The sequence below is a fragment of the Nocardioides sp. zg-1308 genome (genome assembly GCF_013155375.1).
Lineage (GTDB): Bacteria > Actinomycetota > Actinomycetes > Propionibacteriales > Nocardioidaceae > Nocardioides > Nocardioides renjunii.
Genome location: NZ_JABJQY010000002.1, coordinates 577,351 through 604,009, shown reverse-complemented (window position 1 = coordinate 604,009; position 26,659 = coordinate 577,351). Strand labels below are relative to the sequence as shown.

The 26,659-nt window shown below is 71.5% G+C and carries 26 protein-coding genes; 16 read left to right on the top strand and 10 right to left on the bottom strand.

Annotated features, from left to right (window positions below):
- Window positions 1–25 precede the first annotated feature (25 nt).
- Entirely contained in the window at window positions 26–796 is a 771-nt protein-coding gene (gene pstB / locus HN031_RS04670; protein ID WP_301539435.1) for a phosphate ABC transporter ATP-binding protein PstB, read from the top strand.
- 394 nt (window positions 797–1,190) lie between these two features.
- On the opposite strand, the gene HN031_RS04665 is transcribed toward pstB, so the two are convergent.
- The 4 genes from HN031_RS04665 to HN031_RS04650 all read right to left on the bottom strand — a co-directional run bounded on the left by HN031_RS04665 (window position 1,191) and on the right by HN031_RS04650 (window position 5,544).
- The gene (locus HN031_RS04665; protein WP_172267015.1) at window positions 1,191–2,186 is read right to left on the bottom strand and encodes an inorganic phosphate transporter; all 996 of its coding nucleotides are present in this window, start codon (window positions 2,184–2,186) and stop codon (window positions 1,191–1,193) included.
- A gap of 5 nt (window positions 2,187–2,191) precedes the next feature.
- Window positions 2,192–2,809, bottom strand: coding sequence for a DUF47 family protein (locus HN031_RS04660; protein ID WP_172267012.1), 618 nt, complete (start codon window positions 2,807–2,809; stop codon window positions 2,192–2,194).
- Window positions 2,810–2,948: 139 nt separating this feature from the next.
- Window positions 2,949–5,126: an RNA degradosome polyphosphate kinase gene (locus HN031_RS04655; RefSeq protein WP_172267009.1), complete on the bottom strand. Its 2,178-nt coding sequence runs from the start codon at window positions 5,124–5,126 to the stop codon at window positions 2,949–2,951.
- A gap of 55 nt (window positions 5,127–5,181) precedes the next feature.
- Window positions 5,182–5,544, bottom strand: a complete 363-nt coding sequence (locus HN031_RS04650) for a DsrE family protein (protein WP_172267006.1) — start codon at window positions 5,542–5,544, stop codon at window positions 5,182–5,184.
- 22 nt (window positions 5,545–5,566) lie between these two features.
- Between HN031_RS04650 and HN031_RS04645 the strand changes: the two genes are divergently transcribed.
- The 5 genes from HN031_RS04645 to HN031_RS04625 are packed head-to-tail and all read left to right on the top strand — an operon-like array spanning window position 5,567 to window position 9,371.
- The gene (locus tag HN031_RS04645) at window positions 5,567–6,061 is read left to right on the top strand and encodes an FABP family protein (protein ID WP_172267003.1); all 495 of its coding nucleotides are present in this window, start codon (window positions 5,567–5,569) and stop codon (window positions 6,059–6,061) included.
- Between the two features lie 15 nt (window positions 6,062–6,076).
- Complete coding sequence (locus HN031_RS04640) at window positions 6,077–6,526, top strand: Fur family transcriptional regulator (RefSeq protein WP_172267000.1); 450 nt, start codon at window positions 6,077–6,079, stop codon at window positions 6,524–6,526.
- 44 nt (window positions 6,527–6,570) lie between these two features.
- Window positions 6,571–7,143: a helix-turn-helix domain-containing protein gene (locus HN031_RS04635; RefSeq protein ID WP_172266997.1), complete on the top strand. Its 573-nt coding sequence runs from the start codon at window positions 6,571–6,573 to the stop codon at window positions 7,141–7,143.
- Complete coding sequence (locus HN031_RS04630) at window positions 7,140–8,426, top strand: MFS transporter (RefSeq protein WP_172266994.1); 1,287 nt, start codon at window positions 7,140–7,142, stop codon at window positions 8,424–8,426. Before HN031_RS04635 ends, HN031_RS04630 begins: the two co-directional genes overlap by 4 nt.
- 9 nt (window positions 8,427–8,435) lie before the next feature.
- Window positions 8,436–9,371: a folate-binding protein YgfZ gene (locus HN031_RS04625; RefSeq protein ID WP_172266991.1), complete on the top strand. Its 936-nt coding sequence runs from the start codon at window positions 8,436–8,438 to the stop codon at window positions 9,369–9,371.
- Between the two features lie 4 nt (window positions 9,372–9,375).
- On the opposite strand, the gene mshD is transcribed toward HN031_RS04625, so the two are convergent.
- Window positions 9,376–10,185, bottom strand: a complete 810-nt coding sequence (gene mshD / locus HN031_RS04620; protein ID WP_172266988.1) for a mycothiol synthase — start codon at window positions 10,183–10,185, stop codon at window positions 9,376–9,378.
- 184 nt (window positions 10,186–10,369) lie between these two features.
- Between mshD and HN031_RS04615 the strand changes: the two genes are divergently transcribed.
- Window positions 10,370–12,259: a M48 family metallopeptidase gene (locus tag HN031_RS04615; protein WP_172266984.1), complete on the top strand. Its 1,890-nt coding sequence runs from the start codon at window positions 10,370–10,372 to the stop codon at window positions 12,257–12,259.
- On the opposite strand, the gene HN031_RS04610 is transcribed toward HN031_RS04615, so the two are convergent.
- Window positions 12,235–12,972 (bottom strand): response regulator transcription factor, encoded by a 738-nt coding sequence (locus HN031_RS04610; protein ID WP_172266981.1) that lies wholly within the window; start codon window positions 12,970–12,972, stop codon window positions 12,235–12,237. The genes HN031_RS04615 and HN031_RS04610 overlap by 25 nt on opposite strands.
- Before the next feature lie 57 nt (window positions 12,973–13,029).
- Here HN031_RS04610 and HN031_RS04605 point away from each other — a divergent pair, with 57 nt between their 5' ends.
- From HN031_RS04605 to HN031_RS04575, 7 genes are all read left to right on the top strand, one after another.
- Complete coding sequence (locus HN031_RS04605) at window positions 13,030–13,326, top strand: MoaD/ThiS family protein (RefSeq protein ID WP_172266978.1); 297 nt, start codon at window positions 13,030–13,032, stop codon at window positions 13,324–13,326.
- 98 nt (window positions 13,327–13,424) lie between these two features.
- A complete protein-coding gene (locus tag HN031_RS04600; protein ID WP_172266975.1) occupies window positions 13,425–15,626 on the top strand; it encodes a carboxypeptidase-like regulatory domain-containing protein in 2,202 nt (733 codons plus the stop codon).
- Window positions 15,627–15,724: 98 nt separating this feature from the next.
- Complete coding sequence (locus tag HN031_RS04595) at window positions 15,725–16,249, top strand: thioredoxin domain-containing protein (protein WP_172266972.1); 525 nt, start codon at window positions 15,725–15,727, stop codon at window positions 16,247–16,249.
- A gap of 247 nt (window positions 16,250–16,496) precedes the next feature.
- A complete protein-coding gene (locus HN031_RS04590; RefSeq protein ID WP_172266969.1) occupies window positions 16,497–16,979 on the top strand; it encodes a DUF4395 domain-containing protein in 483 nt (160 codons plus the stop codon).
- A 66-nt stretch (window positions 16,980–17,045) separates the two neighbouring features.
- Window positions 17,046–17,894, top strand: a complete 849-nt coding sequence (locus tag HN031_RS04585; protein ID WP_172266965.1) for a sulfurtransferase — start codon at window positions 17,046–17,048, stop codon at window positions 17,892–17,894.
- Window position 17,895: 1 nt separating this feature from the next.
- Entirely contained in the window at window positions 17,896–18,210 is a 315-nt protein-coding gene (locus tag HN031_RS04580; protein WP_172266962.1) for a DUF1416 domain-containing protein, read from the top strand.
- 150 nt (window positions 18,211–18,360) lie between these two features.
- On the top strand, window positions 18,361–19,857 hold the full coding sequence (locus tag HN031_RS04575; RefSeq protein WP_172266959.1) for a PAS domain-containing sensor histidine kinase: 1,497 nt from the start codon (window positions 18,361–18,363) through the stop codon (window positions 19,855–19,857).
- Between the two features lie 421 nt (window positions 19,858–20,278).
- Here HN031_RS04575 and HN031_RS04570 read toward each other — a convergent pair whose 3' ends face one another.
- The 3 genes from HN031_RS04570 to cysD form a co-directional block, all read right to left on the bottom strand.
- Complete coding sequence (locus HN031_RS04570) at window positions 20,279–21,634, bottom strand: helix-turn-helix domain-containing protein (protein ID WP_172266955.1); 1,356 nt, start codon at window positions 21,632–21,634, stop codon at window positions 20,279–20,281.
- 102 nt (window positions 21,635–21,736) lie between these two features.
- Window positions 21,737–23,038, bottom strand: a complete 1,302-nt coding sequence (gene cysN / locus HN031_RS04565) for a sulfate adenylyltransferase subunit CysN (protein WP_172266952.1) — start codon at window positions 23,036–23,038, stop codon at window positions 21,737–21,739.
- On the bottom strand, window positions 23,038–23,952 hold the full coding sequence (gene cysD / locus HN031_RS04560; protein ID WP_172266948.1) for a sulfate adenylyltransferase subunit CysD: 915 nt from the start codon (window positions 23,950–23,952) through the stop codon (window positions 23,038–23,040). The genes cysN and cysD overlap by 1 nt, the downstream gene beginning before the upstream one ends.
- A gap of 102 nt (window positions 23,953–24,054) precedes the next feature.
- Between cysD and HN031_RS04555 the strand changes: the two genes are divergently transcribed.
- Window positions 24,055–25,230, top strand: coding sequence for a family 16 glycosylhydrolase (locus HN031_RS04555; RefSeq protein ID WP_172266945.1), 1,176 nt, complete (start codon window positions 24,055–24,057; stop codon window positions 25,228–25,230).
- Between the two features lie 21 nt (window positions 25,231–25,251).
- Here HN031_RS04555 and dtd read toward each other — a convergent pair whose 3' ends face one another.
- Entirely contained in the window at window positions 25,252–25,680 is a 429-nt protein-coding gene (gene dtd / locus HN031_RS04550; protein ID WP_172266942.1) for a D-aminoacyl-tRNA deacylase, read from the bottom strand.
- Between the two features lie 55 nt (window positions 25,681–25,735).
- On the opposite strand from dtd, the gene HN031_RS04545 reads away from it, so the two are divergent.
- A complete protein-coding gene (locus HN031_RS04545; RefSeq protein WP_172266939.1) occupies window positions 25,736–26,560 on the top strand; it encodes a 3-keto-5-aminohexanoate cleavage protein in 825 nt (274 codons plus the stop codon).
- Window positions 26,561–26,659: the final 99 nt, after the last annotated feature.

Below are 26,659 nucleotides of genomic sequence, written 5' to 3'. Positions count from 1 at the left end.
CCCCGAGTCCCCGGTCAACCCGGTGATGGAGACGCGCGACCTCAACGTGTTCTACGGCGACTTCCACGCCGTGCACGACGTGAACCTCTCCTACGGCCGGCACGAGATCACCGCGATGATCGGGCCGTCAGGCTGTGGCAAGTCCACGGTCCTGCGGTGCCTGAACAGGATGAACGACCTCGTCACCGGCGCGCGCGTCGAGGGAGAGGTGCTCTACCACGGCCAGGACATCTACGAGAAGAACGTGGACCCCATCGCCGTCCGCACCCAGATCGGGATGGTCTTCCAGAAGCCCAACCCGTTCCCCAAGTCGATCTACGACAACATCGCCTACGGCCCGCGGGTCACCGGCATGAAGGTCGACGACATGGACGACCTGGTCGAGGGGGCGCTGCGCGGCGCCGCGCTCTGGGACGAGGTCAAGGACAAGCTCAAGCAGTCGGCGTACGGTCTCTCCGGCGGTCAGCAGCAGCGGCTGTGCATCGCCCGCACCATCGCCACGAAGCCCGACGTCATCCTCATGGACGAGCCGTGCTCCGCGCTCGACCCGATCGCCACGGCCCGCGTCGAGGACCTCATGCTCGAGCTGCGCAACGAGTACACGATCATCGTCGTGACCCACAACATGCAGCAGGCGGCACGCGTCTCGGACCGGACGGCGTTCTTCACCGCCCGCCCCGACGAGACCACGGGCAACCGGACCGGCCTGCTCGTCGAGTACGACCTCACCTCGACGATCTTCTCCAACCCCAACGACAAGCGCACCGAGGACTACATCTCCGGCCGCTTCGGCTGATCGCCTCTGCGGCGGGTCGGCGCCCACCGTGCCCCGGCACGCGCGCGCCGGCACCGCCGGTCCGGGGTGGTGAGGCGCGTCCTGGTGGCTCGATCGGGGGGTCAACCCACCAGGACGTCCCTCGCCACCCCGGGTCTGCTCATCCCTCCCTGCGTCATACGGATCCGACCCGATGGGTGCGGATCCGGATGACGCAGTTCTGCGTCCGGCTGGGGGTGGTGGGCCACCCGCCGTCCACAGGTCGGCTCCCGCCCTGGGGATCCACAGGCGGGAGCGATCTCGCGCACGCAGCTCTACGCCGCGGGCCTCAGCCGCGCCGAGGTCCGGGCCGACGTGCGAACCGCGCGCATGGGTGCGGCTCCGTATGACGCAGCGGGGGAGGAGGGCGGGCGGGTCAGGGGAGGAAGATGCGCGCGATCCAGTAGCAGACCGCCGCGACGAAGGCGGCGGCCGGGAAGGTGAGGACCCACGCGGTCAGGATCGACTTCGCCACGCCCCAGCGCACGGCCGAGAGCCGCTTGGTGGCGCCCACGCCCATGACCGCGGAGGTGATGGTGTGGGTGGTCGAGATCGGCGCCTCGAAGACGTAGGCCGTCGAGTAGAGGACCGAGGCCGCCACCGACTCCGCCGCGAACCCGCGGGCCGGGTCGAGGTGGATGATGCGGCGGCCCAGGGTGCGCATGATGCGCCAGCCGCCCGACCAGGTGCCGAGCGAGATCGCGGTCGCGGCGGCGACGATGACCCACAGGGGGAGGGGGTCGTCGGCGGCGACGTAGCCGCCGGTGAGCAGCGCCAGGAAGATCACGCCCATCGTCTTCTGGGCGTCCTGGAGGCCGTGGCCGAGCGCCATCGCCGCGGCGGACACCGTCTGGGCGACCTTGAAGCCTCGGTTGGCGCGGCCGGGGTTGGCGTTGCGGAAGGCCCACATGATCCCGAGCATCACCGCGAACCCGAGGCTGAAGGCCACCAGCGGCGAGATGAACATGGGCAGCACGACCTTCTCCAGCACCACGGACCAGTTGGCGGTGGCGCCGGCGGCCACGGCTGCGCCGACCAGGCCGCCGATGAGGGCGTGCGAGGACGAGGACGGCAGGCCGTAGTACCAGGTGATGAGGTTCCAGGTGATCGCGCCCAGCAGGCCGCACATCACGATGACGAGGCCGTGGACCCCGTCTCCGGGGTCGATCGTCTCCGACACGGTCTGGGCGACCTTCTGCCCGAGGAAGGCGCCCACGAAGTTCATGACCGCCGCCATGGCCAGGGCCACCCGGGGCTTGAGCGCGCCGGTGGACACGGACGTCGCGATCGCGTTGGCCGCATCGTGGAACCCGTTGGTGTAGTCGAACACCAGGGCGACGACGACGACGGCGATGATGATGCCGATCTCCATCAGTCTTACGACTCCTTGACGGCGATCTGCTCCACGATGTTGGCGACCTTCTCGAAGGCGTCGATCGCCCCCTCGAGCGACTCGACGATGTCCTTGAGCTTCATCACCTCGAGGGCCTCGTACTCGCCGCTGAAGAGGTTGGCGAGGATCCGGCGGTAGGACTTGTCACCGGTGTTCTCGAGGCGGTTGATCTCGATCCAGTACTCGTCGAGCGAGCCCATCGACTCCAGCATCGGCATGGCGGCGGCGGTGAGCTCGGCACAGCGCTGCAGCACCTCGACCTGCTGGGTCGTCTCGGGCGGCAGCGAGGTGACCTCGTAGAGGAGGACCAGGTCGACGGCCTCGTCCATCATGTCCATCACGTCGTCGAGCGCCGAGGCGAGGGAGTAGATGTCCTCGCGGTCGAACGGGGTCACGAACGTGCTGTTGACCCGGCGGATGATCGAGTGGGTGGTCTCGTCCGCGGCGTGCTCGGCCTCGCGCATGCGCTGGGCGATCTCGGCCTTGGAGTTGCCCGCGGACAGCATCTCGCTGAGGAGCTGGGACCCGACGACCAGGTGGGCTGCGGCTTCGCTGAACAAGTCGTAGAACGAGCTGTCGACAGGGCGGAACTTCAAACGCACGGTGAACTCCGAACGGGGGGCGGATGAACCGGGCTCATGCTAGGGGGTCAGGCGCCTCGGGACGCAACCGTGAGCCCCGGTGCGGCCCCGGGTGTGACCCGTGCCGCACGCGCGGGGGCGCCGCCGTCCGGGCGCTGCCTCAGCGACGCCTGCTGCGCTGCCGGGCGATGAGCTCGTCCTGCAGGTGCCGCTCACCGGTGCGCAGCGTCCACTCGCCGTCGGGGCCCAGGTCCCACGCCGTCGTGGCGGGGTCGAGGGACAGGTCCAGCAGCTCGCGGACCTGCTCGACGACGTGCGTGTCACGCAGGCGTACGAGCACCTCGACACGACGGTCGAGGTTGCGGTGCATCATGTCGGCCGAGCCGATCCACGCGGCCGGGTCGCCGGCGTTCTCGAACCAGAAGACCCGGCTGTGCTCGAGGAACCGGCCCAGGACCGACCGCACCCGGATGCTCTCGGACAGCCCGGGCACGCCCGGGCGCAGCGCACAGATGCCGCGCACGACCAGCTCGACCGGCACGCCGGCCTGCGAGGCGAGGTAGAGCGCGTCGATGACGGCCTCGTCGACGATCGAGTTGGCCTTGATGCGTACGCCGGACCGGCGCCCGGCCTCGTGGTGGGCGATCTCCTGGTGGATCTGGGCGACCAGGCCCTCGCGCACGCTGTGGGGCGCGACCATGAGGTGGTCGTAGGTGCGGTTGCGGCTGATCCCCGAGAGGTTGTTGAAGAGCAGCGCCACGTCCTCGCCGATCTCGGGGTCCGCGGTGAGCAGGCCGAGGTCCTCGTAGACGCGGGCCGTCTTGGGGTTGTAGTTGCCAGTCCCGAGGTGGACGTAGCGCTTGATGCCGTCCGGCTCGTCGCGGACGACCATGGACAGCTTGCAGTGGGTCTTGAGCCCGACGAGCCCGTAGACCACGTGGCAGCCGGCGTGCTCGAGCTTGCGCGCCCAGCGGATGTTGGCCTGCTCGTCGAACCGGGCCTTGATCTCCACGATCACCAGGACCTGCTTGCCGGCCTGCGCCGCGTCGATGAGCGCCTCGATGATCGGGCTGTCGCCGGAGGTGCGGTAGAGGGTCTGCTTGATCGCCAGCACGTGCGGGTCGGCGGCCGCCTGCTCGAGGAAGCGCTGCACCGACGTGGCGAAGGAGTCGTAGGGGTGGTGCAGCAGCACGTCGTGACGGGCCACCGAGTCGAACACGTCGACGGGCGACGACGACTCGACCTCGGCCAGCTGCAGGTGCGTCGTGGGCAGGAACGCGGCGTACTTGAGGTCGTCACGGGGCAGGTCGGCGATGGAGTGCAGACCGGTCAGGTCGAGCGGACCCGGCAGGGAGACCACCTCGCCCCGGCCGACACCGAGCTCGGACACCAGCAGGTCGAGCACCTTGGGGTCGATCGACTCCTCGACCTCCAGCCGCACGGGCGCGCCGAAGCGCCGGCGCAGCAGCTCCTTCTCGAGGGCCTTGAGCAGGTTCTCGGCGTCGTCCTCCTCGACCTCGAGGTCCTCGTTGCGGGTGACCCGGAACGTGTGGGCGCCGAGCACCTCCATACCGGGGAAGAGCTTCTTGAGGTGCTCGCCGATGACGTCCTCGATCGGCACGAAGCGCTGGTTGCCCAGCCCGACGAACCGGCCGAAGGTGGGCGGCACCTTGACCCGCGCGAAGTGCTCCGTGCCGGTCTTGGGGTGGCGGACCACGACGGCGAGGTTGAGCGAGAGCCCGGAGATGTAGGGGAAGGGGTGCGCCGGGTCGACGGCCAGCGGCGTGAGGACGGGGAAGATCCGGTCCTTGAAGAGCTTCTTGCAGACCTTCTGCTCCTCGCGGTCGAGCTCGGACCAGCGCACGATCTCGATCCCCTGCGCGCCGAGCTCGGGGAGCAGGTCGGCGAGGGCGCGGGCGTGCCGCTCCATCAGCGCGCGGCTGCCGGTCCAGAGCTGCTCGAGCTGCTCGCGCGGCATGAGGCCGCTCGCCGCGCGGACCGCGACGCCCGCGTCGATGCGCCGCTTGAGGCCGGCCACGCGCACCATGAAGAACTCGTCGAGGTTGCTGGCGAAGATCGCCAGGAAGCGGGCCCGCTCCAGCAGCGGGAGTCGCGGGTCCTCGGCCAGCTCCAGCACGCGCTGGTTGAACCGGACCCACGAGGTCTCGCGGTCGATGAAGCGGTCCTCGAACTTCTCCACCGCCTCGATGGCGGCGGCGTCGGGCAGGTAGGGCGGCTCGACGTCGAAGGTGTCGGTGGGGTGGCCGAACGGCTCGGCCACCGGCCCTTCCTCGACCGACGGGGAGGCTGCGCTGGTCAGGGTGGCCGGGTCGGACATGCCGCCCAGTGTGGCACCGGAAGGTGAACGCGCGGTGACGTCGCGAGCAGCCGGATCAGTAGACGAGCGCCTGCACGCCGTCGCCCAGCACCTGCTCGGCGAACACCGCCGCGCCGGCGATGCGGACGCCCTCGCGCAGGTCGGCCTCGACGATGCCGCGGCGGGCGGCGCACTGCGAGCAGACGGTGATCGACCCGCTCATCAGGACCGCCGCCACGAGCTGGTCGAGCGGCGTGGCGAGGTCGAGCCGGAACTCCTCGGCGCGTCCGGGGACCCCGAACCAGGCGGCCTGCCCCGTGAGCCAGAGCGAGACCTCGGCGCCGGCAGCGGCGGCGGCCGCCGCCACCGTGAATCCCTGGTTGCACCGCTCGGCGTCCTCGGCTCCGCAGGTGACCTTGACGACGAGTGAGCGAGCCATGGAGCCACACTAGAGTGAGGCCATGCCCTTCGAGCTGCCGGACAACCTGCACCCCAACTGCGGCCCCGTCGCGTGGCTGCTCGGCACGTGGCGCGGCAACGGCCACGGGGCGTACCCGACGATCGAGTCCTTCCAGTTCGGCCAGGAGCTCATCTTCACCCACGACGGCCGGCCGTTCTTCCACTACATGTCGCGCGCCTGGATCGTCGACGGGGCCGGCGAGTTCGTCCGCGACGGCGCGATGGAGACCGGCTTCCTGCGCTGCCCCGAGCCGGGCAAGGTCGAGCTGCTCCTCGCGCACAACACCGGCATCTCCGAGATCTGGTACGGCGAGGCCGAGGGCGGCAAGCTGGAGATCCACACGGCCGGCGTCTCCTTCACCGAGACCGCCAAGGAGGTCACGGCGGGGTCGCGCATGTACGGCAACGTCGAGGGCGACCTGCTCTACGCCAACGACCTCGCCGCGGTCGGCCAGGAGCTCCAGCCGCACACGTGGGCGCGCCTGCAACGGGCCTGAGCACATGAGCCACCGATGAGCGACGACGCGGCGACAGGGTCCGAGGAGAGCCTGGCCACCCGGCTCCGCGAGCAGGGCCTGCGGCTCACCCCGCAGCGCCAGCTGATCCTGCGGGCGGTCGAGGAGCTGCGGCACGCCACCCCGGACGAGGTGCTCGCCCACGTCCGCGGCCAGGTCAGCTCCGTGAACGCCTCCACTGTCTACCGCACCCTGGAGGTGCTCGAGGAGCTCGGGCTGGTGCGCCACGCCCACCTGAGCGACCGGGCGCCGACCTACCACTCGACCCTGGAGCATGAGCACGTCCACGTCGTGTGCCGGCGCTGCGACTCGGTGCGCTCCTACGACACCGAGCTCGTGGGCCCGCTCGTGGCCGCGCTGGCGGAGGACGGCTTCACCGTCGACGTGGGCCACCTGGCCATCTTCGGCGAGTGCGCGTCCTGCGCCGCTCAGGCCGAGGATCCCTGACGAGACCTATTGCAAGACGTCTTTCGAAAGGGTACTTTCCATGCATGACGGAGTACCGACGCCTGCGTGACCCGCGCGCCCTCACCGCCGTGGCGCACCCGGTCCGGATGGGGATCCTCGAGCTGCTCACGATCGAGGGACCGCTGACCGCGACCCAGCTCGCCGACGGACTCGGTGAGACGCCGGCGAACTGCTCGTGGCACCTGCGCAAGCTCGCCGAGCACGACTTCATCGAGGAGGCCGACGGCGGCACCGGGCGGCAGCGTCCGTGGCGGATGAGCCGGATCGGGCTCAGCTGGGGCGACGAGGACGACACCGGCCCGGAAGAGCGCCGGGCCGGCGAGGCACTGGCGCGGGCGATGCTCGAGCGCTGGGTGGACCGCTACCTCGACGCGTCCGCGCGGCTCGCGGAGTCCGACCCACCGTGGCGCGCCGCGGGGGAGCTCACGCAGACGATGGGGTGGCTGACGCTGGAGGAGCTGCGCGAGGTCAACGAGCAGGTGGCCGGGATCATCCGGTCCTACGAGGACCGGCTCGCCGACCCGGCCAAGCGACCCGAGGGGTCGCGGCTTGTGGAGATGGTCGCGTGGGGCGCAGCGATCGAGGTGTCCCGGTGAGGGCCGCCTTCGCCCAACCGGGCTTCACGCGACTGTTCGCCGGGCTGTCGACCTCGATGCTCGGCGACTCCATCATGCTGCTGGTCCTCAGCATCTGGGTGAAGACGCTCACCGGCTCGAGCGCGATGGCCGGGTTCACGTTCTTCTTCATGTGCATCCCCGCGATCTTCGCCCCGCTCGTCGGCGTGTGGATCGACCGCATCAGGCGCAAGCCGATGCTGGTGTGGGGCAACCTCCTCTCGGCCGTCGCGGTGCTGCCGCTCCTGCTCGTGCGAGACGCCGGCGACGTGTGGATCATCTGGACGGTCGCCGGGCTCTACGGCGTCAGCTTCGTGGTCCTGCCCGCCGGCCTCAACGGACTGCTCAAGGAGCTGATGCCCGAGCAGATGCTCGTCGACGCCAACTCCAGCATCCAGACCGTCAAGGAGTCCTACCGGCTGTTCGGGCCGCTCCTCGGCGCCGCGCTCTTCGCCTGGCTCGGCGGCTGGGCGGTCGCGCTCGTGGACGCGGCGTCGTTCCTCGTCGCCGCGGCCGTGATCGCCACGATCAGGGTCGAGGAGGAGGCGCCCGAGCCGGAGGAGGGCGCCTACTGGGACCAGCTCACCGACGGCCTGCGGCACCTCGTCCGTGACCGGGTGCTCGGCCACCTGCTCATCGGCTTCGGGCTCTCCATGCTGGTGCTCGGCTTCACCGAGTCGGCCATCTTCGCCCTCACCGACCACTTCGGCGAGCCGGCGACCTACGTCAGCGTCATCGTCTCGGTCCAGGGCATCGGGGCGATCGTCGGAGGCGTCACCTCCGCCCGGCTCGTACGCCGCTTCGGCGAGGTCGCGACGAGCACGCTCGGGCTGGTGCTCCTCGGGCTCAGCGCCCTGGGCATCGCCGCCTCGCCGGCCATGGCGGGCGTGCTGGTGAGCATCGTGCTGTTCGGGGCGTCCCTGCCACTGCTGGTGGTGGCCTACATGACCATCCTCCAGCGGCGCACGCCGCAGCGGCTCATGGGCCGGGTCTCGACGGCCGCCGAGGTGGTCATGACGGTGCCGAGCGCCGTGTCGCTCGCCGGCGGCGCCGCTCTGGTGACGCTGGTGGACTGGCGGTGGATCTTCCTGGTCATCGGGGTCGCGACGCTGGCCGGCGCGGGTCACGTCGCCTTCTGGCTGCGCGACGAGCTGCGCGGGCGTACGACGGAGCCGGACCCCCGGGCCGAGGAGGAACCGCCCCTCGACGCCCCGGCGCCGCTCGACCCGTCGTCGCCGCTGGGGCCGGGTGTGGGGGCGGCCTAGACTCGGGTCATGGCCAGCCCCCTCCTCGCCCTTCCCGGGGCCGTCGCCGGCGACGGCATCGACGCCCCGGTGGCCGCGCACTACGGCTCCTTCAACACCGAGCAGCGCAGCCTCGCCTCCGGCGACGGGTTCGTGGACCTTTCGCACCGCGACGTCCTGCGGATCAGCGGACCCGAGCGGCTGTCCTGGCTCCACAACCTCACGACGCAGTACTTCGACGGACTGGCCCCCGGGGTGTGGACGCAGGCGCTGGTGCTCAGCCCGCAGGGGCACGTCGAGCACGCCTTCGCCGGCGTCGACGACGGTGAGGCGTTCACGGCGCACACCGAGCCCGGCGCCGGTGCCGCGCTCGTGGAGTGGCTCGAGCGGATGAAGTTCATGACGCGCGTCGAGGTATCGCTGGTCGACGACCTCGCGGTCATGTGGCGCCCGAGCGACGACGCCGGGCGCTACGACCTCGTGCCGCGCGACCGGATGGAGGCCTACGCCGACGCCGCCGGCCCCGCGGCGGGGCTGTGGGCGTTCGAGGCGCTGCGGATCGAGCGCGGCGAGCCACGCTTCGGCATCGACACCGACCACCGCACCATCCCCAACGAGGTGGGCTGGATCGGCCCCGCCGTGCACCTCGACAAGGGCTGCTACCGCGGCCAGGAGACGGTCGCGCGCGTGCACACGCTGGGCCGTCCGCCGCGCCGACTGGTGCTGCTGCACCTCGACGGCTCCGAGAACCGGCTGCCTCCCGCGGGGTCACCGGTCTCCCTCGACGGACGCGACGTCGGGTTCGTCGGCTCCAGCGCCCGCCACCACGAGCTGGGGCCGATCGCCCTGGCCCTGGTCAAGCGCAACGTCGCGGTGGACGCCACCGTGGAGGTCGACTCGATGCCGGCGACCCAGGAGGTCCTCGTCGACCCCGAGGTCGGCCTGCACGTCCGACCCCTGCGCTAGGGCGTCAGCCGCGCCGGTACTGCACGTGCGTGTCGGCGGCGGCGTGCTCGAAGCCGAGGCGTGAGTAGACCGCGACCGCGGGAGCGTTGTCGGACTCGACGTAGAGCAGGACCTCCTCGACACCGAGGCGCGAGAGGTGGTGCAGCCCGGCCAGGGTGAGCAGCCGGCCGAGCCCGCGCCCCTGCGCGGTCGGTGCCACACCCACGACGTAGACCTCGCCGAGCCGGGCGTCGTGCTGCTTGGTCCAGTGGAAGCCGAGCATCCCGGAGTCGTCCTCCGCGACGAGCAGGCCGGCCGGGTCGAACCACGGCTCCGCCATCCGCCGGGCGAGGTTGTCGAGGTCCATGGCGCCCTGCTCCGGGTGGTGCGCGAAGGCAGCGGCGTTGACGGCGACCACGTCGGCGGCGTCGCTGTCGCGGTAGCCCCGGATCGTGACGCCGTCGGGGGGCACGACCGGCGGCAGCGGGAGCGCCGCGGCGCGCCGCATCACCCACAGGTCGCGCACCCGGCTCCACCCGTGCCGCGCCGCGAGCCGGGCGGCGGCGGGGTGGTTGCCGTGCGACCAGGCGGTCAGCTCGCCGTCGTACGCCGTCGTGCTGCGCAGCAGGTCGGCGCCGAGGCCCCGGCCGCGGTCGTCCGGGTGCACCGCGAGGCTGAGGTCGCCGTCGTGCAGCAGCGCGAAGCCACCGGGTCGCACCGTGACGGCGGCCGCCCCGTCGGCGAGGGCGATGCGGGCCGCCTCGTCGACGGGCGAGGCGCCGTCGACCTCCTCGGCGGCTGCTGCGATCCGGATGACCTCGACGTGCTCGTCCACGTGCCGACCCTAGCGACGGGCGGTCCGGCCGGCGGACCGGCCGGGTGCCGGACGACCGGCGATTCCGCCGACTTGCCTGCGGGGACCGGGGTGATCGGGCAGCATGAGGCCTGCTCGGGACCCGGGAACGCCCGGCGAGCCACGGGACGCACGGGGAACAACAGGGAACACAGGGGAGGCTCGGATGCTGGCGCGACTGCGCACGGCGGTCGCCGTCGCGATGCTGGTCGGGATCTTCGTGCTCGCAGCCGGCGTGCTCGGTGGCCTGGTCGTCGCCCTCGTGTGGGTCCTCCGCAACGCGCCGGCCGGCGCGGCGGGACTCGGCTTCCTCCTGTCGTCCGTCGGCTTCGTGCTCGTGGTGGCGCTGCTGCGGGTCTTCCGGCAGGCGACGCCGGACGCGCCCGGCGGCGTGGCGCTCTCCCCGGAGCGGGAACCCGCCCTGTGGTCGCTGGTGCGTCAGGCCGCCGAGGCCGTGGCGACCCACCCGCCGGACGAGATCCGCCTGGTGGCGGACGCCAACGCCGCCGTGTCCGAGGACTCCCGCTGGCTGGGACTGGTCCCCGGCACCCGCATCCTCTACGTCGGCGTCCCGCTCCTCCAGACCCTGACGCGCTCGCAGCTGGTGTTCGTCCTCGGACACGAGATGGGCCACTACAGCGAGCGCCACACGGCGCTCTCCGGGGTGACGCGGCGTGGTCTCGTCGCGCTGGTGGAGGTCGTCGACGGCTTCGGCCCGCGGCGCCCGCTCGGCCGCCTGTTCGGCGCCTACCTCGCGCTCTACGCCCGGGTCGTGCGCGCGGTCGCGCGCGGCCAGGAGCTCGACGCCGACCGCTGGGCGGCCGCCCTGGCCGGTCCCGAGGCGAGCGTCTCCGCGTTGCGTGCCATCGTCGGCACGGCGGCGTCGTGGGACCGGTTCGTGCAGGACCACGCGACCGTGGGCAACAGCGTCGGCATGGTGCCCCACGGCGTCTTCGCCGGCTACGCGCAGTTCCTCTCGGTGCCTGCCCACCGCGACGTCGACGTGGACCGGATGATGGCCGAGGAGCGTCGGTCCCCGCTCGACACGCACCCGCCCACCGCGCGCCGCGTGCAGCGCATCGAGAAGCAGGCGCCCGAGCTGGGGACCGCAGCCGTGGTGCCGGACGGCGACGAGCCGGCCCTGCGCGTGCTGACCGACCCGGTCGGGGCGATCGCCGAGGTGGAGGCGCACATCGCCCGCGAGAGCTCGCTCACCCCCGTGGCGTGGGAGGGCGCCGTCGAGGTCGGCGGGCGGCGGCGCAACGAGGAGCGCGCCGTCCGGGTGATGTCGCTGGTCGACTCCCTCACGCCGGAGGTCGCCGACCTGAGCCTCGTCGTCCACCTCGCCACCCACGGCCGGCGGCGCGAGCTCGCCGAGCGGCTGGCCGGTCACGAGCTGGACGATCCCCAGGCCCTCGACGTGTTGCGGTCGGTGCTGGAGCTGCTCGTGCGCTGCGCCCTCGTCGGCGCCGGGCACGCGACGTACGTCCACCGCTGGGACCGCCCCGACGTGGTCGTCGACGAGGCGGGCACCGAGGTCGACGTCGCCGGCCTGGTCGAGGCGGTGCCGGGCAACCCGGCGGGCGGGGAGTGGCTCCTCGAGGTGCTGCGCGCCGAGGGGATCTCCCGCACCTGGAACCCCGCCGTCAGCAGCCGGGTGCAGGGCCCGGCCGGCCCCGAGGTGCTGGCCGTGCTCGTGACGAAGCAGAACTGGCGCTACGCCCACCCGGTCCTCTACGTGACGGACGCCGGCCTCGCGATCAGGACGCTGGGCTACCGCGAGTACCACTCGATCCCGCCGATCAGCCCGCAGAAGACGCCGGCGCAGCTGCTCGAGCACTCGACCCGCGTCGACGGCCTGCGGCTGCTGGTGGATCCGACCACGGAGCTCGTGCCCTGGGACGAGGTCGAGCACGTGACGTACGTCGACGGGGCACGCCCGCGCCTCACTGTGCGCAGGAGCGGCCGCACCACGTCCTACAGCGCCGTCGGTGTCGCCGGCGACGTGGTCCAGGCGTTCGGGACGTTCGTCTACGGACGCATCTCGCTCGGCTGACCCGACGAGCCGACGGCAGCGTCCTCGTCCTTGTCGCGCGACGGCACCACGAAGCGGTAGCCGACGTTGCGGACGGTGCCGATGTGGTGCTCGTGCTCGGTGCCGAGCTTGGCCCGCAGGCGTCGTACGTGCACGTCGACCGTGCGGGTGCCGCCGAAGTAGTCGTAGCCCCACACCTCCTGGAGCAGCTGCTCGCGGCTGAAGACGCGACCGGGGTGCTGGGCGAGGTACTTGAGGAGCTCGAACTCCTTGTAGGTGAGGTCCAGCGCCCGCCCGCCGATGCGCGCGGTGTAGGTGGCGTCGTCGACGACGACCTCGCCCCGGCGGATGACGTGGGCCGAGGGGTCCTCGGGGGTGGCGGCCCCCGCGCGGCCGATGGCGAGCCGGATCCGGGCGTCGAGCTCGGCCGGGCCGCACGTGTGCAGCACGACGTCGTCCATGCCCCAGTCGTGGGCGACCACGGCGAGACCGCCCTCGGTGACGACCAGCAGGACCGGGGCGTCGGCGCCGGTGGTGCGGATCAGGCGGCACAGGTCGCGCGCGGCCGCGAGGTCCTGGCGCCCGTCGACGAGGACGAGGTCCGACTCCGGCGCGTCGAGCAGGGCGCTGCCCTGGGCCGGGACGATCTTGACCGTGTGGGCCAGCAGCGCGAGCCCCGGCAGCACCTCGGCGGAGGGCTGCAGGGCGCTGGTGATCAGCAGCAGTGCGCTCATGACCGGGCCCTCCTCTCGTGCTGGGCTACCCACCGGGGATGAGGAAGGATATCCCGCATGGACGCCGCAGCCGGGCCCGATCAGGGGAGTGAGACGGTCACCGTGCGCTACTGGGCCGGTGCCCGCGCGGCCGCCGGGACGGCCGAGGACGTCTTCCCGGTCACCGGCGAGACGACCCTCGACGTGCTGGTCCGGCGTGTGCTGGAGCGGCACCCGGACGAGCGGATGGAGCGCACGGTGGCGGTCTGCTCCGTGCTCGTCGGTGACCGGCCGGTCCGCTCGCAGGACCCCGCGACGGTCGTCCTGGCCCCCGGCGCGGTCGTCGAGCTGCTGCCCCCGTTCGCGGGCGGCTGACAACTCCTGGGGCGTTGAGGGTTTGATGTCGCCCCGGTGGGGGATTCCTCACCTGCGACCCACGGAGGGTCGCGCACTAGGTCCAAGGGGGACACAGGATGAATTCAGTTCCAGGGGGAGCGCTCGCGCGCCTCGTGGCAGGGGGCGTCGCCGGAGCGGTCGCCCTCGCCGGGATGACGGTCGGCCTCGCCGCGCCCGCCCACGCGGCGCCGGTGGCCGTGACCACCACGCTCACCGATGCCGCCGGCAACGCGATCGACGGCTACGTGAGGTACGACCAGCTGCAGGCGGACGGCAGCTACACCAACGGCGGCTTCAAGTACGTCGCCGACGGCGTCGTGTCGCTGGCCCTCGAGCCGGGCACCTACAAGCTTCAGTTCGGTGACGACGACGGGCTCTTCGTCCCGGAGTACTACAACGACAAGGCCACGTTCGACACGGCCGACGCGGTCGTCGTCAGCGGCGCCACCGTCCTGGCGCCCGTGTCACTGGTCGCCGCGCCCACCCTGTCGGGCCAGGTGGTCGCCCCCGACGGCAAGCCGATCGAGGACGCCTCGGTCTCGCTCTACCGCGAGGGTGACACGTTCCCCTTCCGCTCCTTCTCCACGAACTCGCAGGGCGGGTTCGCGTTCGGTGTCCCCGCGGGCAGCTACAAGCTGTCCTTCGCCGCCTCCGGCTATGCACCGGAGTTCTTCAACAACAAGCCCGACCTCGCCAGCGCCGACCTCGTCGCCGTGGGCGCCGGTGGCGCCGGTGTGGGTCAGGTCGTCCTGACCGAGGGCAGCGTCGTGGCAGGTCGGGTGACCGGCCCCGGTGGGGTGCCGCTCGAGCGCGCCCGCGTGGACGTCTTCCCCGAGGGCAACGGCAACAGCTACAGCGACCTGACCGACGCCAACGGCGTCTACCGGGTCGACGGTGTGCGCGCCGGCAGCTACAAGGTCCAGTTCAGCGACCCGGTCGGCGAGTACCTCGGCGAGTGGTACGCGGACAAGGCCGACCGGGCCACCGCCGACCCCGTCGCGGTCGGCATCGAGCAGGCCGTCTCCCTCGACGCCGAGCTCGCTCTGGACCCGAACCGCCGGGTCGTGGACCCCGCCACGGTCGACATCTACGGCCAGGTGGTCGACTCGGCCGGCGCGCCCGTGATCGGCGCCCAGGTGGTCGCCTACGACACGCCCGCCGACGCGGACCGTCCCGAGGCGTGGAGCTTCGTCCGCACCAACCGTGCCGGGCAGTACTTCTTCGACGAGCTCGACGACTCCACCGAGGACGCGTGGAAGCTGCTGGCCTCCGACGTGCTGGAGCGGGAGGAGGGTCAGTACGACCGCCTCGACCGCTGGTTCGGTGGCGCCCAGTCCTACGACGTCGCCAAGGTCCTCGCCACCTCGACGCCCGGTGCCAACATCACGTTGCCCCTGACCGGCGGGATCAGCGGCACGGTCACCTCCGAGTCCGCTCTCCCCGTTGACGGCGTGGTCGTCAGCTTCTTCGACGAGAAGGGCAACCCGGTCAACGCCTCCTCGGGCGTCGGCACCGAGAAGAACGGCACCTACACCACCACCGACCTCGTCCCGGGCACCTACAAGGTCCAGTTCGTCGACTACGGCAACTACTTCGGCTCGGGCGTCGTCGTACGGCACGCGCCCGAGTGGTACGACGACGCGACGTTCGCCAAGGCCAAGACGGTCACCGTCACCAGCGGGCAGACCGCCACCGGGATCAACGCGGCGCTGGGCAAGGACCTCAAGGCGCTGCGCGCACCGGAGATCCGGGGCAAGCAGTACCTCGGCGGCAAGCTGACGGCGTACGCCGGCGTGTGGGCGATCGAGAGCGGCACCACCTACAGCCACCAGTGGCTCCGTGACGGGGCTGTCGTGGGCACCGGTCCGACCTACCAGGTCACCAGCGCCGACAAGAACGAGCGCCTGGTGCTGCGCACGGTCGCCGAGAACGACGGGCTGTCCGGCATCGCGCTGACCAGCTCCCAGGTGATCAAGAAGAAGCCGAAGATCAAGGTCTCGGTCACGGGCAAGACGGCCTCGATCGTGGTCAAGGCCAAGAAGAAGCAGGCCAAGAAGATCAAGGGCACCGTCGTCGTCAAGAAGCTCGTCCGCGAGGACGAGTACGGCGCCCCGGTCTACACGTCGATCGGCAAGGGCAAGCTCCGCAAGGGCAAGGCCTCCGTGAAGCTCAAGAAGCTGGCCAAGGGCAAGAACAAGCTCGTCTTCGTGGTCACCTTCAAGCAGGGCAAGCTCGGCGACGCCGAGATCGCCAAGACCGTCAAGGTCAAGAAGGGCTGACCCTTCGCTGCGCCACCGACAGGGCCCCGGGATCCTTCCCGGGGCCCTGTCGCCCGTCCGGCCGGAACAAAACCACCCGCCCGACCCGTTGCCCCGGGGTGAGCACCGGAGCCTGGATCGCCGTCGCGGCCGTCGTCGTGGCGCTGGCCGTCGGCGGGTGGCGGCTCGCGACCGACGGTCGCTTCCGCGGCACGCACGTCGTACGCCGCGGGGCAGGCGCCCCGGACTCCGCCTCCCGTGAGGCGCCGCGCGAGGCCTCGACCGGGGAGTCCGACGTGGTCCCGCCCGGCGCGGCCCTCGTCACGGCCGTCGGGGGCTCCCTCGGTCAGCGGGCCACCCTGCTGCAGTTCTCCAGCGCCTTCTGCGCCCCCTGCCGGGCCACCCGTCGCGTCCTCGACGACGTGAGCGGGCTCGTGGACGGCGTCGTGCACGTGGAGGTGGACGCCGAGCAGCACCTCGACGCGACGCGGGCCCTCGGCATCCTGCGCACGCCCACCACGATCGTCCTCGACCGCACGGGCGCCGAGGTGACCCGCGCGACCGGCGCGCCTACTAAGGACCAGGTCCTCACCGCCCTGGCTGCCGCCGTGTCTCACCATCCGGATGGGACGACCACATCATGAGACTGGCGACAGGGCGCGTGTCCGGACGGCCTACTGTCATCGTCATGTCCTCGACCATGCTCACCAAGCGCCGCGCAGTGGACCACTGCCGCGTGCGCTCGGCGCTGTGTCGAATGTCGTAGTGGCCCCACCGCACGACTGAGCACCGCTGTCCGGCACCTGCCGGACCCTGCTCACGGTGGGACCCGGCGCCGGGCCATGCCCCGGCGCGCCCGGCCAGGTGCCGCGACGACCACCCAGGAGAGACATGTCCACCACTGCCACGCCGCGCCCCGCGGCGACCGCGGGGCCGCCGCACGGCGCCATCGACCCGCGGGGCCCGCAGCTCGCCGCCGGCCTGACCGCCGTGGTGCTCGTCGCCGTCCTGCTGCTGCCGGCCCCGTACTCCGTGGCGCTGCTCGCCGTCCAGGCGGCGCTGTTCGCGCTCGGCGCCGTCCGCGGCGTCCAGGCGACGCCCCACGCCTGGGCGTTCCGCACCCTGGTGCGTCCCCGCCTGGGCCCGCCGCGCGAGTGGGAGGCGCCCGAGCCGCCGCGATTCGCGCAGGCCGTGGGCCTCGGTTTCGCGGTCGTGGGGCTCGTCGCCCTGCTGGCCGGCGCGACGGTCGTGGGCCAGGTCGCCGTGGGCGCAGCGCTCGTCGCGGCCCTGCTCAACGCCGTCTTCGCCCTCTGCCTGGGGTGCGAGGTCTACCTCCTGCTGCGCCGCGCCACCGCCCGACGCATCGCCGCCTGACCGAGCCGCCCGACCGGGCGGCGCACCCATCCACGACTGTTCACCACCAGCAAGGAGCACACCACCATGAGCCGCGAGAACTCTCTCGTCACCGCCCAGTGGGTCGAGGACAACCTCGACACCGACGGCGTCGTCCTCATCGAGGTCGACGAGGACACCACCGCCTACGACAAGGGCCACATCCGGGGAGCTATCAAGCTCGACTGGACCACGGACCTCCAGGACCAGGTCCGCCGCGACTTCGTCAGCAAGGAGCAGTTCGAGGCCCTGCTGTCCGAGCGTGGGGTGTCCAACGACGACACCGTCGTCCTCTACGGCGGCAACAACAACTGGTTCGCCGCCTACGCCTACTGGTACTTCAAGCTCTACGGCCACCAGGACGTCAAGCTGCTCGACGGCGGCCGCAAGAAGTGGGAGCTCGACTCCCGTGAGCTGACCGACGAGCCGGTCCAGCGCGCCGCGACCTCCTACACCGCGAGCGAGCAGGACTCCTCGATCCGCGCCTTCCGCGACGAGACGGTCGCCGCGATCGGCGTGAAGAACCTCGTCGACGTGCGCAGCCCCGACGAGTACGCCGGACGCCTCCTCGCCCCCGCCCACCTCCCGCAGGAGCAGGCCCAGCGCGCCGGCCACGTCCCGACGTCCATCAACGTCCCGTGGTCCAAGGCCGCCAACGACGACGGCACCTTCAAGTCCGACGACGAGCTGCGCGAGCTGTACGCCTCCGCGGGCCTCGACGACAGCCGGGACACCATCGCGCTGTGCCGGATCGGCGAGCGCTCCTCGCACACGTGGTTCGTGCTGCACGAGCTGCTCGGCCACCAGAACGTGAAGAACTACGACGGCTCGTGGACCGAGTACGGCTCCCTCGTCGGCGTCCCGGTGGCCCTCGGCGACGAGCCCGGGGAGGCCTGACATGTGCGGAGCCAAGGAGGGTGGACTCTCGCTCGACGGCGTGAACGTCGCCAAGGAGGCCGTGATCCAGGGCCAGGTGCTGCGCGGTGGTGCGGCGGACGGCGAGCCCGTCTCCAACGCCTACGTGCGGCTGCTCGACCGCTCGGGCGAGTTCACCGCGGAGGTCCCGACCTCGGCCACCGGCCACTTCCGGTTCTTCGCGGGCGACGGTGAGTGGACGCTGCGCACCCTCGCGCCGAAGGCCCAGCCGGTGGACACCCGCGTCGTCGCGGCGACCGGTTCCGTCGCCGAGGTGCAGGTGCTCGTCAGCGCCTGACGCGTCGACTGGTCCAGTCCGAGGATCGCCCTGCGCCGCGTGCGCAGGGCGATTCCCTCATTTTCCCCTCCGTTTCCCGCAAGGTCGCACCGCCCGCGGCACCGGCCTCGTACCGTGGATCACCGGTCGCGTGTGCAGGGAGGTGTCGTCGTGGTCGCTTCGCGCGTCGACGTGCCCTCGACCGACGACCTGTGGCGCCTGACCATGGAGCACTCCCCGGTCGGCATGGCCATCGTGTCGCCCGCCGGCGACATCCTCACGACCAACGCCGCGCTGTGCGACATGCTCGGCTACGAGCCGGACGCGCTGGCCACGATGAGCTTCCAGGACCTCACCCACCCCGACGACCTCGCCGCCGACCTCCGCCTGGTCGACCAGGCCCTCGCCGGCGACATCAGCAGCTACCGGGTCACCAAGCGCTACCTGTGCGCCGACGGTGGCGTGGTGATCGGCGACCTGTCGGTGGCGCTGCTGCGCACGCCGGGCGGTGAGCCGGTCCACTTCATCTCGCAGGTCGCCGACATCACCGAACGGCAGGCGTTCGTCGAGCGCCTCGACGCGGCGGAGGCGGCGGCCGACGCCGAGCGCCGCACGGCCCACGCGGTGTTCGAGAGCCTCACGGTCGGCATCCTCCAGCTCGGCGCCGACGGCAGCTTCCTCGCCCACAACGCCCGGCTGCGCGACTTCATCGGGCTCGCGTTCCCCGAGGGCCACCCCGGTGGCACCGGACTCGTCGGCTTCACCTACGACGCCGACCAGCAACGGCTCCTGACGGTCGAGGAGCTGCCGTCGGTGCGGGCCGTGACCGGCGAGTCCTTCGACGACGTCCTCCTCTGGATCGGCGAGGACGCCGGCTCCCGCCGCGCGCTCTCGGTGTCCTCGCGACCGCTCCACGACCGCGTCGGGGCACTGACCGGCGCCGTCCTGGCCTACCACGACGTCACGGACTCGGTGCGCGCCACCAAGGCCAAGGACGACTTCGTCTCCACGGTGTCGCACGAGCTGCGTACGCCGCTGACGACCGCGCTCGCCTACCTCGAGCTGCTCGACGAGTCCGACGACGTGAGCGTCGAGGGCCACCAGCAGGTGGCCGCCGCCCGCCGCAGCATGCTGCGCCTGTCGCACCTCGTCGCCGACCTGCTCTTCGTCACCCGCGCGGCGTCCGGCTCCCAGCTCGTCGACCCCTACCGGGTCGACGTCGCCACGATCCTCGCCGAGGCCGTCGAGGCGGCCTCGCTGGACGCCGAGCGCGCCGGGGTCGGGCTGGTCCTCCACTGCCCGCGGAGCGTCGTCGCCGTTGCGGACGGCATGCGGCTGCGCCAGGTCGTGGACAACCTGCTGGCCAACGCCGTCTCCTTCAGCCCGCCCGGCGGCTGCGTCACGACGACCCTCGTCGAGGGCGCCGACACCGACGACGCCCAGCTCGTGCTCACCGTCGCCGACGAGGGCGAGGGCATCGATGCCGCGGACCTCGAGCACGTCTTCGAGCGCTTCCACCGCGGCGACAACGCCCGGCGCCTGGGAGTGCCCGGCAGCGGCCTGGGGCTCGACATCGTGCGGACCATCGTCGAGGCGCACGGCGGCCGGGTGACCATCGAGAGCAGCCCCGTCGCGGGCACCTCGGTGTCCGTCGTGCTGCCGCGCTGACCGCTCGACGCTCCCGTCACGCGCGAGGACCCCCCGCATCGAGTGCGAGGGGTCCGGGTCGCGACCGGGTGGGGACCGGTGCGTGTCCCGCGATGGGGGATCGCGGGGGCGTCGCCATGGCCGATACGAGGTATTTGCCAACGGGACTTGCCCAAGTTTGCCAAACCGGAACAGACTCGGCACTGCTTTTGACAATATTTCTCGTGCAGGCCGCTCGGGACGGTTGACGCACCCATTCAGCACCTAGCCCCTGGAGACACCATGAACCGCAAGGCCACCCGCATCCTCGTCGCCGCCGTCGCCCTCGTCAGCCTGGCCGGATTCGCCGCGCCCGCCGAGGCGCAGGTCCGTCAGACCGCGCGGACGGGCTGGTGCTGCTGAGCGAACACGGCCCTCACGGGCTGGATCCGGCGGCGATCGGTCAGCTGCGGGCGAGCGTGGGTGAAGCCACGCGCGCCCGCAGCCCGGTCGAGGCCGCCGCACGCCGGTAGGCGTCCGACGCGGCCTCGGTCAGACCCACGCCCTGGAGGAGGTCGGCCAGCTCGAACCAGAGCTGCGCGGCGACCCGGTCGGCACCGATCGCCGACAGGGTGAGGACCGCTCGCTGGAAGCACGAGCTCGCCTCGGCCGAGTCGCCCTCCGATGCGTACGTGCTGCCGAGCAGCGCCCATGCCTCGGCCTCGGCGAGCGGCAGGTGTCCGTTGGCGACGACGTGCACCTGGGCGACGAGGTCGCGACTCGCCGACACGTCGCCGGACAGGAAGGCGGCTCGGGCCAGTCCGAGCAGCACCTGGGCCCGGTCGGAGGACGTGGACGGGCTCCACTCCATCTCGGCGGCTGCCTGCTCGAGGTTGTGCCGCGCGTCGTCGAGGGCCGGGGGGTCGAGCTCGAGCTGGAGCCGGCCCACCTCGCCACGCAGCAGGGCGAGGTTGCGGGCGTCCTGTCCCTCGCCCAGCAGCGCGAGGGCGCGCTCGGCGAGCGGGACGGCGGTGGCGACGTCACCGCGCCGTGCCTGCATGGCACTCGCGTTCCAGTAGGCCGAGGCGCGCGCCTTCGACGTGCCCAGCGACTCCGCTCGGGCGATGGCCTTGCTGCACATGCGGACGGCGTGACCGGTGTCGCCGCGCTCGAAGTGGGCGGCGGCCAGGGTGACCGCGAGCTGCACGGCCTCGTCGCAGGCATCGAGGCCCGCGTCCTCGACGTAGGTGAGGATCCGCTCGCCGCACTCGATCGCGCGACCGAGGTCGCCGGACTCGCGGTAGATCCGGCTGAGCGCGATGCCGGCCTTGATCCTGGTCAGGCCGTCGGTGTCGTCGTCGACCAGTGCCTCGAGCTCGAGGATGGCGTCGTCCTCGCGGTCGGTGGCCTCGAGCGCGCGGGCGCGGAGCAGCCTCGCCCGATCACGCATCCCCGCGACGGCAGAGCCCTGCAGCTGCTCGATCGCCCGGGCGAGGTGCGTCTCGGCGTCGCGGGGCTGGCCCGACTCCAGCGACAGCTCCGCGTAGTCGAGCGCCAGGCGGATCTCGTCGACCACCTGGCGCTCCGGCTCGCCGAGGAGTGACTCGACGGTGACGTCGAGGCGCTCGGCCAGCGCGACGAGGAGCGGGAACGTCGGCCCGCGGTGCCCTGCCTCGATGCGCGAGAGGTAGGCGACCGACATGAGGTCGCCGGCCACCTCACCCTGGGTGAGTCCACGGGCCTGGCGCTCGGACCGCAGGCGACGGCCCAGTGCCTCACGGTCGGTCTGCGCGAGCAGCTCGGCTTGACGCGAGTCCATCGGGCCATTGTGGTGCACGTTTGCCAACGAGGAGTTGATTTCAGTCAACTTTGTCCTGACGGCATGTCCGGAGCCGCCTCGAGCGGCCCCGGACACGTGCGCTCAGCTGCCGCTGTTGATCATCCCGGCGCCGACGGTCACGCCGGTGGCCTCGTCGATCAGGATGAACGAGCCGGTGGTCCGGTTCTTCGAGTACGGGTCGCACAGCAGCGGCACGGTGGTGCGCAGCTGGACGCGGCCGATCTCGTTGAGACCGAGCTCCTTGGTGTCCTGGTCGCGGTGGAGCGTGTTGACGTCGAGGCGGTACTGGATGTCCTTGACCATCGCCCGACCGGTGCGGGTGGTGTGCTTGATCGCGAGCTTCTGGCGGGGCCGGAGCGGCTCGTTGGTCATCCAGCAGATCATGGCGTCGATGTCCTGGCTGGGCTTCGGCGCGTTCTTGGGACGGGCGATCATGTCGCCGCGCGAGACGTCGACGTCGTCCTCGAGGTGGACGGTCACCGACATGGGCGGGAACGCCTCGGCGACCTCGGTGTCGAAGAGCTCGACCTTCGCGATCTTCGAGGGCATGCCGCTGGGGAGCACGACGACGTCGTCGCCCTTCTTCAGCACGCCGCCGGCCACCTGGCCGGCGTAGCCGCGGAAGTCGTGGTACTGGTCGGACTTGGGGCGGATGACGTACTGCACCGGGAAGCGGGTGTCGACGAGGTCGCGGTCGGAGGCCACGTGCACGTGCTCGAGGTGGTGCATCAGCGTCGGGCCGGAGTACCACGGGGTGTTCTCGGAGCGGTTCACCACGTTGTCACCCTGCAGGGCCGAGATCGGGATGACCTCGAGGTCGGGGATGTTGAGCTTCGTCGCGAACTGCGTGAACTCCTTGTGGATCTTCTCGTAGACCTCCTCCGACCAGTCGACGAGGTCCATCTTGTTGATCGCCAGCACGAGGTGCGGCACCCGCAGCAGCGAGAGCAGCACGGCGTGACGGCGGGACTGCTCGGTGAGGCCCTGCCGGGCGTCGACCAGGACGAGCCCGAGGTCGGCGGTCGAGGCGCCGGTCACCATGTTGCGGGTGTACTGGATGTGGCCCGGGGTGTCGGCGATGATGAACTTGCGGGTGGGCGTCGCGAAGTAGCGGTAGGCCACGTCGATGGTGATGCCCTGCTCGCGCTCGGAGCGCAGCCCGTCGGTCAGCAGCGCGAGGTCGGTGTAGTCGTAGCCCTTGGACTGGCTCGTCGACTCGACCGCCTCGAGCTGGTCCTCGAAGATGGACTTGGAGTCCAGGAGCAGACGCCCGATGAGGGTCGACTTGCCGTCGTCCACGGAGCCGGCGGTCGCGAAGCGGAGCAGGTCCATCTCGCCCTGGGCGGTCGTGTGGGAGTCAGTGGTCTGCGGGGTGCTGGCCATCAGAAGTAGCCTTCCTTCTTGCGGTCTTCCATGGCTGCCTCGGAGAACCGGTCGTCGCCACGGGTGGCGCCGCGCTCGGTCACTCGGGCGATGGCGATCTCGTCGATGATGGCGGCCGTGTCGGTGGCCACGGACTCCACGCACCCGGTCTGGGTGCGGTCACCCACCGTGCGGAACCGCACCATCTTGGTCTCGGCCGTCTCGCCGCCCTTGGGCTGGATCTCGGGACCGATCGAGAGCAGCATGCCGTCGCGCTCGACGACCTCGCGCTCGTGGGCGAAGTAGATCGACGGGATCTCGATCTGCTCGCGGTGGATGTAGTGCCAGATGTCGAGCTCGGTCCAGTTGGAGAGCGGGAAGATCCGCATGTGCTCGCCGGCGTGGATGCGGCCGTTGTAGAGGCTCCACAGCTCGGGGCGCTGCATCTTGGGGTCCCACTGGCCGAAGTCGTCGCGGTGGGAGTAGACGCGCTCCTTGGCGCGGGCCTTCTCCTCGTCGCGACGGCCACCGCCGAAGGCGGCGGTGAAGCCGTTCTCCTCGATGGCGTTGAGCAGGGCGCCGATCTGCTGGCGGTTGCGGCTGGTCTTGCCGTCGTCGACGACGTGGCCGGCCGCGATCGCGTCCTCGACGGAGGCGACGATGATGCGCGCGCCGAGCCGCTCGACCCACGAGTCGCGGGTCTCGAGCACCTCGGCGAAGTCGAGTCCGGTGTCGACCTGCAGCAGGGGGAAGGGCAGCTTGGCCGGGAAGAAGGCCTTCTCCGCGAGGCGGAGCATGACGATGGAGTCCTTGCCCCCGGAGAACATGAGGACCGGCTTCTCGAACTCGGCGGCGACCTCACGGAAGATGTGGATCGACTCGGCTTCGAGCTGGTCGAGCTGACTCAGCCGGTAGTCGACGTGGGTGTTGGTCATGGCGTGGCAAGGACCTCTCTAGGGACAGCAGCGCTCATCGTAGCGACGTCGCAAGCCCCGGTGAATTCGCGTCGCCGGACGTGGTCGGCCAGACTCGGCCGAATGAGCCGAACCTCCCGACTCGTGCCCCGCACCCCGCTGCGTCAGCGCCTGCTCTGCGGGCTGCTCGCGGTGGCCTTCGTCACGGCCGGCTGCTCCGCGTCGTCCTCCGGGGACGCCGAGCCGCCGACGTACGAGACCGGTGACGGTGTGAAGGCCCGTGTCCTCCCGCAGCTGGCCGCGACCGGCGAGGACGTCGAGGCGGCCGACGACGCGGGGTGGGTCGTGGACGCCACGGTCGCGGACGCGGAGGAGGGCACGACCGTCCGTCTCGTCGCGAAGGAGGAGGACGGCTGGAGCGACGTCGACGAGCAGGAGACCGACGCCGAGGGACACGTCTCGCTGACGAGCCGGGTGTCGGGCGACCTCCACGTCGTGGTCGGTGACGGTGACGACGCCGTGGGGGCCGAGGTCTCCACCGACGAGGCGCCCGAGCCGACGTTCACCGACGACTTCGACGAGGACACCGTGGACGGTGTCGGCGCCAGCTGGCACACCCGCGACCAGGGCTACATCGACATCCGGACGTGCTCGCGTGCCGACGGCAGCGCCGCGGAGGTGACCGACGGCGTCCTGCGGCTGAGCGTGCTCGAGGACCCCGAGCGCACCGACGACGAGTGCCAGCTGCCCGGCCGGCGCAAGAAGTACGCCTACCGCCTCAACGGCCACGTGGGCACCGAGGGCGTCATGTCGTTCACCTACGGCTACGCCGCCGCCCGCATCAGGACCCAGTCCGCCCGCGGACAGCACGCCGCCTTCTGGATGCAGACGGTCGGCGGGCAGAAGTCCGGCGGGGCGAAGAAGGGCGGCGCCGAGATCGACGTCATCGAGTACTTCGGCGACGACCACCCCGAGGGCGGCCTGACCAGCTTCACCTACTTCCTCGACAAGAGCGGCAAGAAGCAGACGGTGGGCGGCTGGCTCCCCGACGTCGAGCAGTACGGCGACGACTGGGCGGAGGAGTACCACGTGTTCTCCGTCGAGTGGACGCCCGACGAGTACGTCTTCCGCATCGACGGCCAGGTCACGCAGCGGCTCGAGGGGGAGACGTCCGGGCAGCCCGAGTTCCTCATCCTCAGCCTGCTGTCCTCGGACTACGAGCTGCCCCGCTTCGACGGTGAGCTGCCCCAGCACATGGACGTCGACTGGGCGCGGGTGTGGGAGACCGGACCGAGGTGACCCAGCCCGAGCAGCGCCGCCTCAGGGGCTGTCGAGCACGAGGGTGATCGGCCCGTCGTTCACGCTCTCCACCCGCATGTCGGCGCCGAAGCGGCCCCGCTCCACCCGGGCGCCGAGGCGCTCCAGCTCCGCGCACACCGCGTCGTAGACGGGCTCGCTCACCGGGCCGGGCGCTGCCGCCTGCCAGGTCGGGCGGCGACCCCTGCGCGCGTCGCCGTAGAGCGTGAACTGGCTGACCACCAGCACGGGCGCCCCGACGTCGCTCGCGCTCCGCTCCTCGCGCAGCAGCCGGAGGTCCCAGATCTTGCGGGCGGTCCACGTCACCTCGGTCGGCCCGTCGTCGTGGGTGACGCCGAGGTAGACGAGGAGACCCGGGGCGTCGAGCTCCCCGACCACCTCACCCTCGACCCGGACGCTGGCGGAGAGCACTCGCTGGATGACCGCACGCATGAGGACATGGTCTCGATACGCTCGCTTCGCTCGCTACTCGACCACCGAGGAACTCATGTCTGACGCTCTGCTGATCACCGTGGCCCCGACCGGCGCCGAGACGGCGAAGGCCGACTGGCCACAGCTGCCCACCACTCCCGAGGAGATCGCCCGCACCGCGGCCGAGTGCGAGGAGGCCGGCGCGGCGATGATCCACCTCCACGTCCGCGACGGCGACCACCAGCCGACGCTGGACCGGTCCCTCCTGCGCGAGTGGGTGGCCGCCGTGCGCGAGTCGTCGTCGCTGGTGGTGCAGCTCTCCACGGGCGGCTCGGTGCACGACCCGCTCGACGAGCGGCTCGAGGTGCTGGACGCCATGCCCGACTCCTGCTCGCTGACGATGGGCACCACCAACTTCGGCGACGACGTCTTCCTCAACCCGTGGCCCTTCGTGAAGGACCTCTACCAGCTCGCCCTCGAGCGCGGGGTGGCCCCGGAGTTCGAGCTGTTCGACCTCGGCCAGGTGCACGCCCTCGGGCGCCTCATCCGGGAGCACGGCACCCCTGTCGGCGGTCGGGTGCACGTGGACTTCGTGATGGGCGTGCCGGGCGGGATGCCCGGCACCGCCCCCGCCCTCGTCGCCGGGGTCGCCGCCCTGCCCCCCGAGGTGACGTCGTGGTCGGCCACCGGCATCGGCCGCTCGACGCTCGCCGTCGCGATGGCCTCGCTGTCCATGGGCGGCCACCTCCGCGTCGGCATGGAGGACGTGCTCACGATCAGCCGCGGGGTGCCGGTGGAGTCCAACGCCCAGCTCGTCTCCCGCGCCATCGACCTCGGTCGGATCGCGCAGCGCACGCCCATGAGCCCCGCCCAGTGCCGGGAGCTGCTCGGGCTGTCCTGAGGGCCGCACCAGGGCCTGTGGAGGAACGTTTCCCGCGGGCGTCAGTCGCGGGTGGAGTGGTGCCATGCACTAGTGACTCGCGCAGCGACGAGAAGCGCT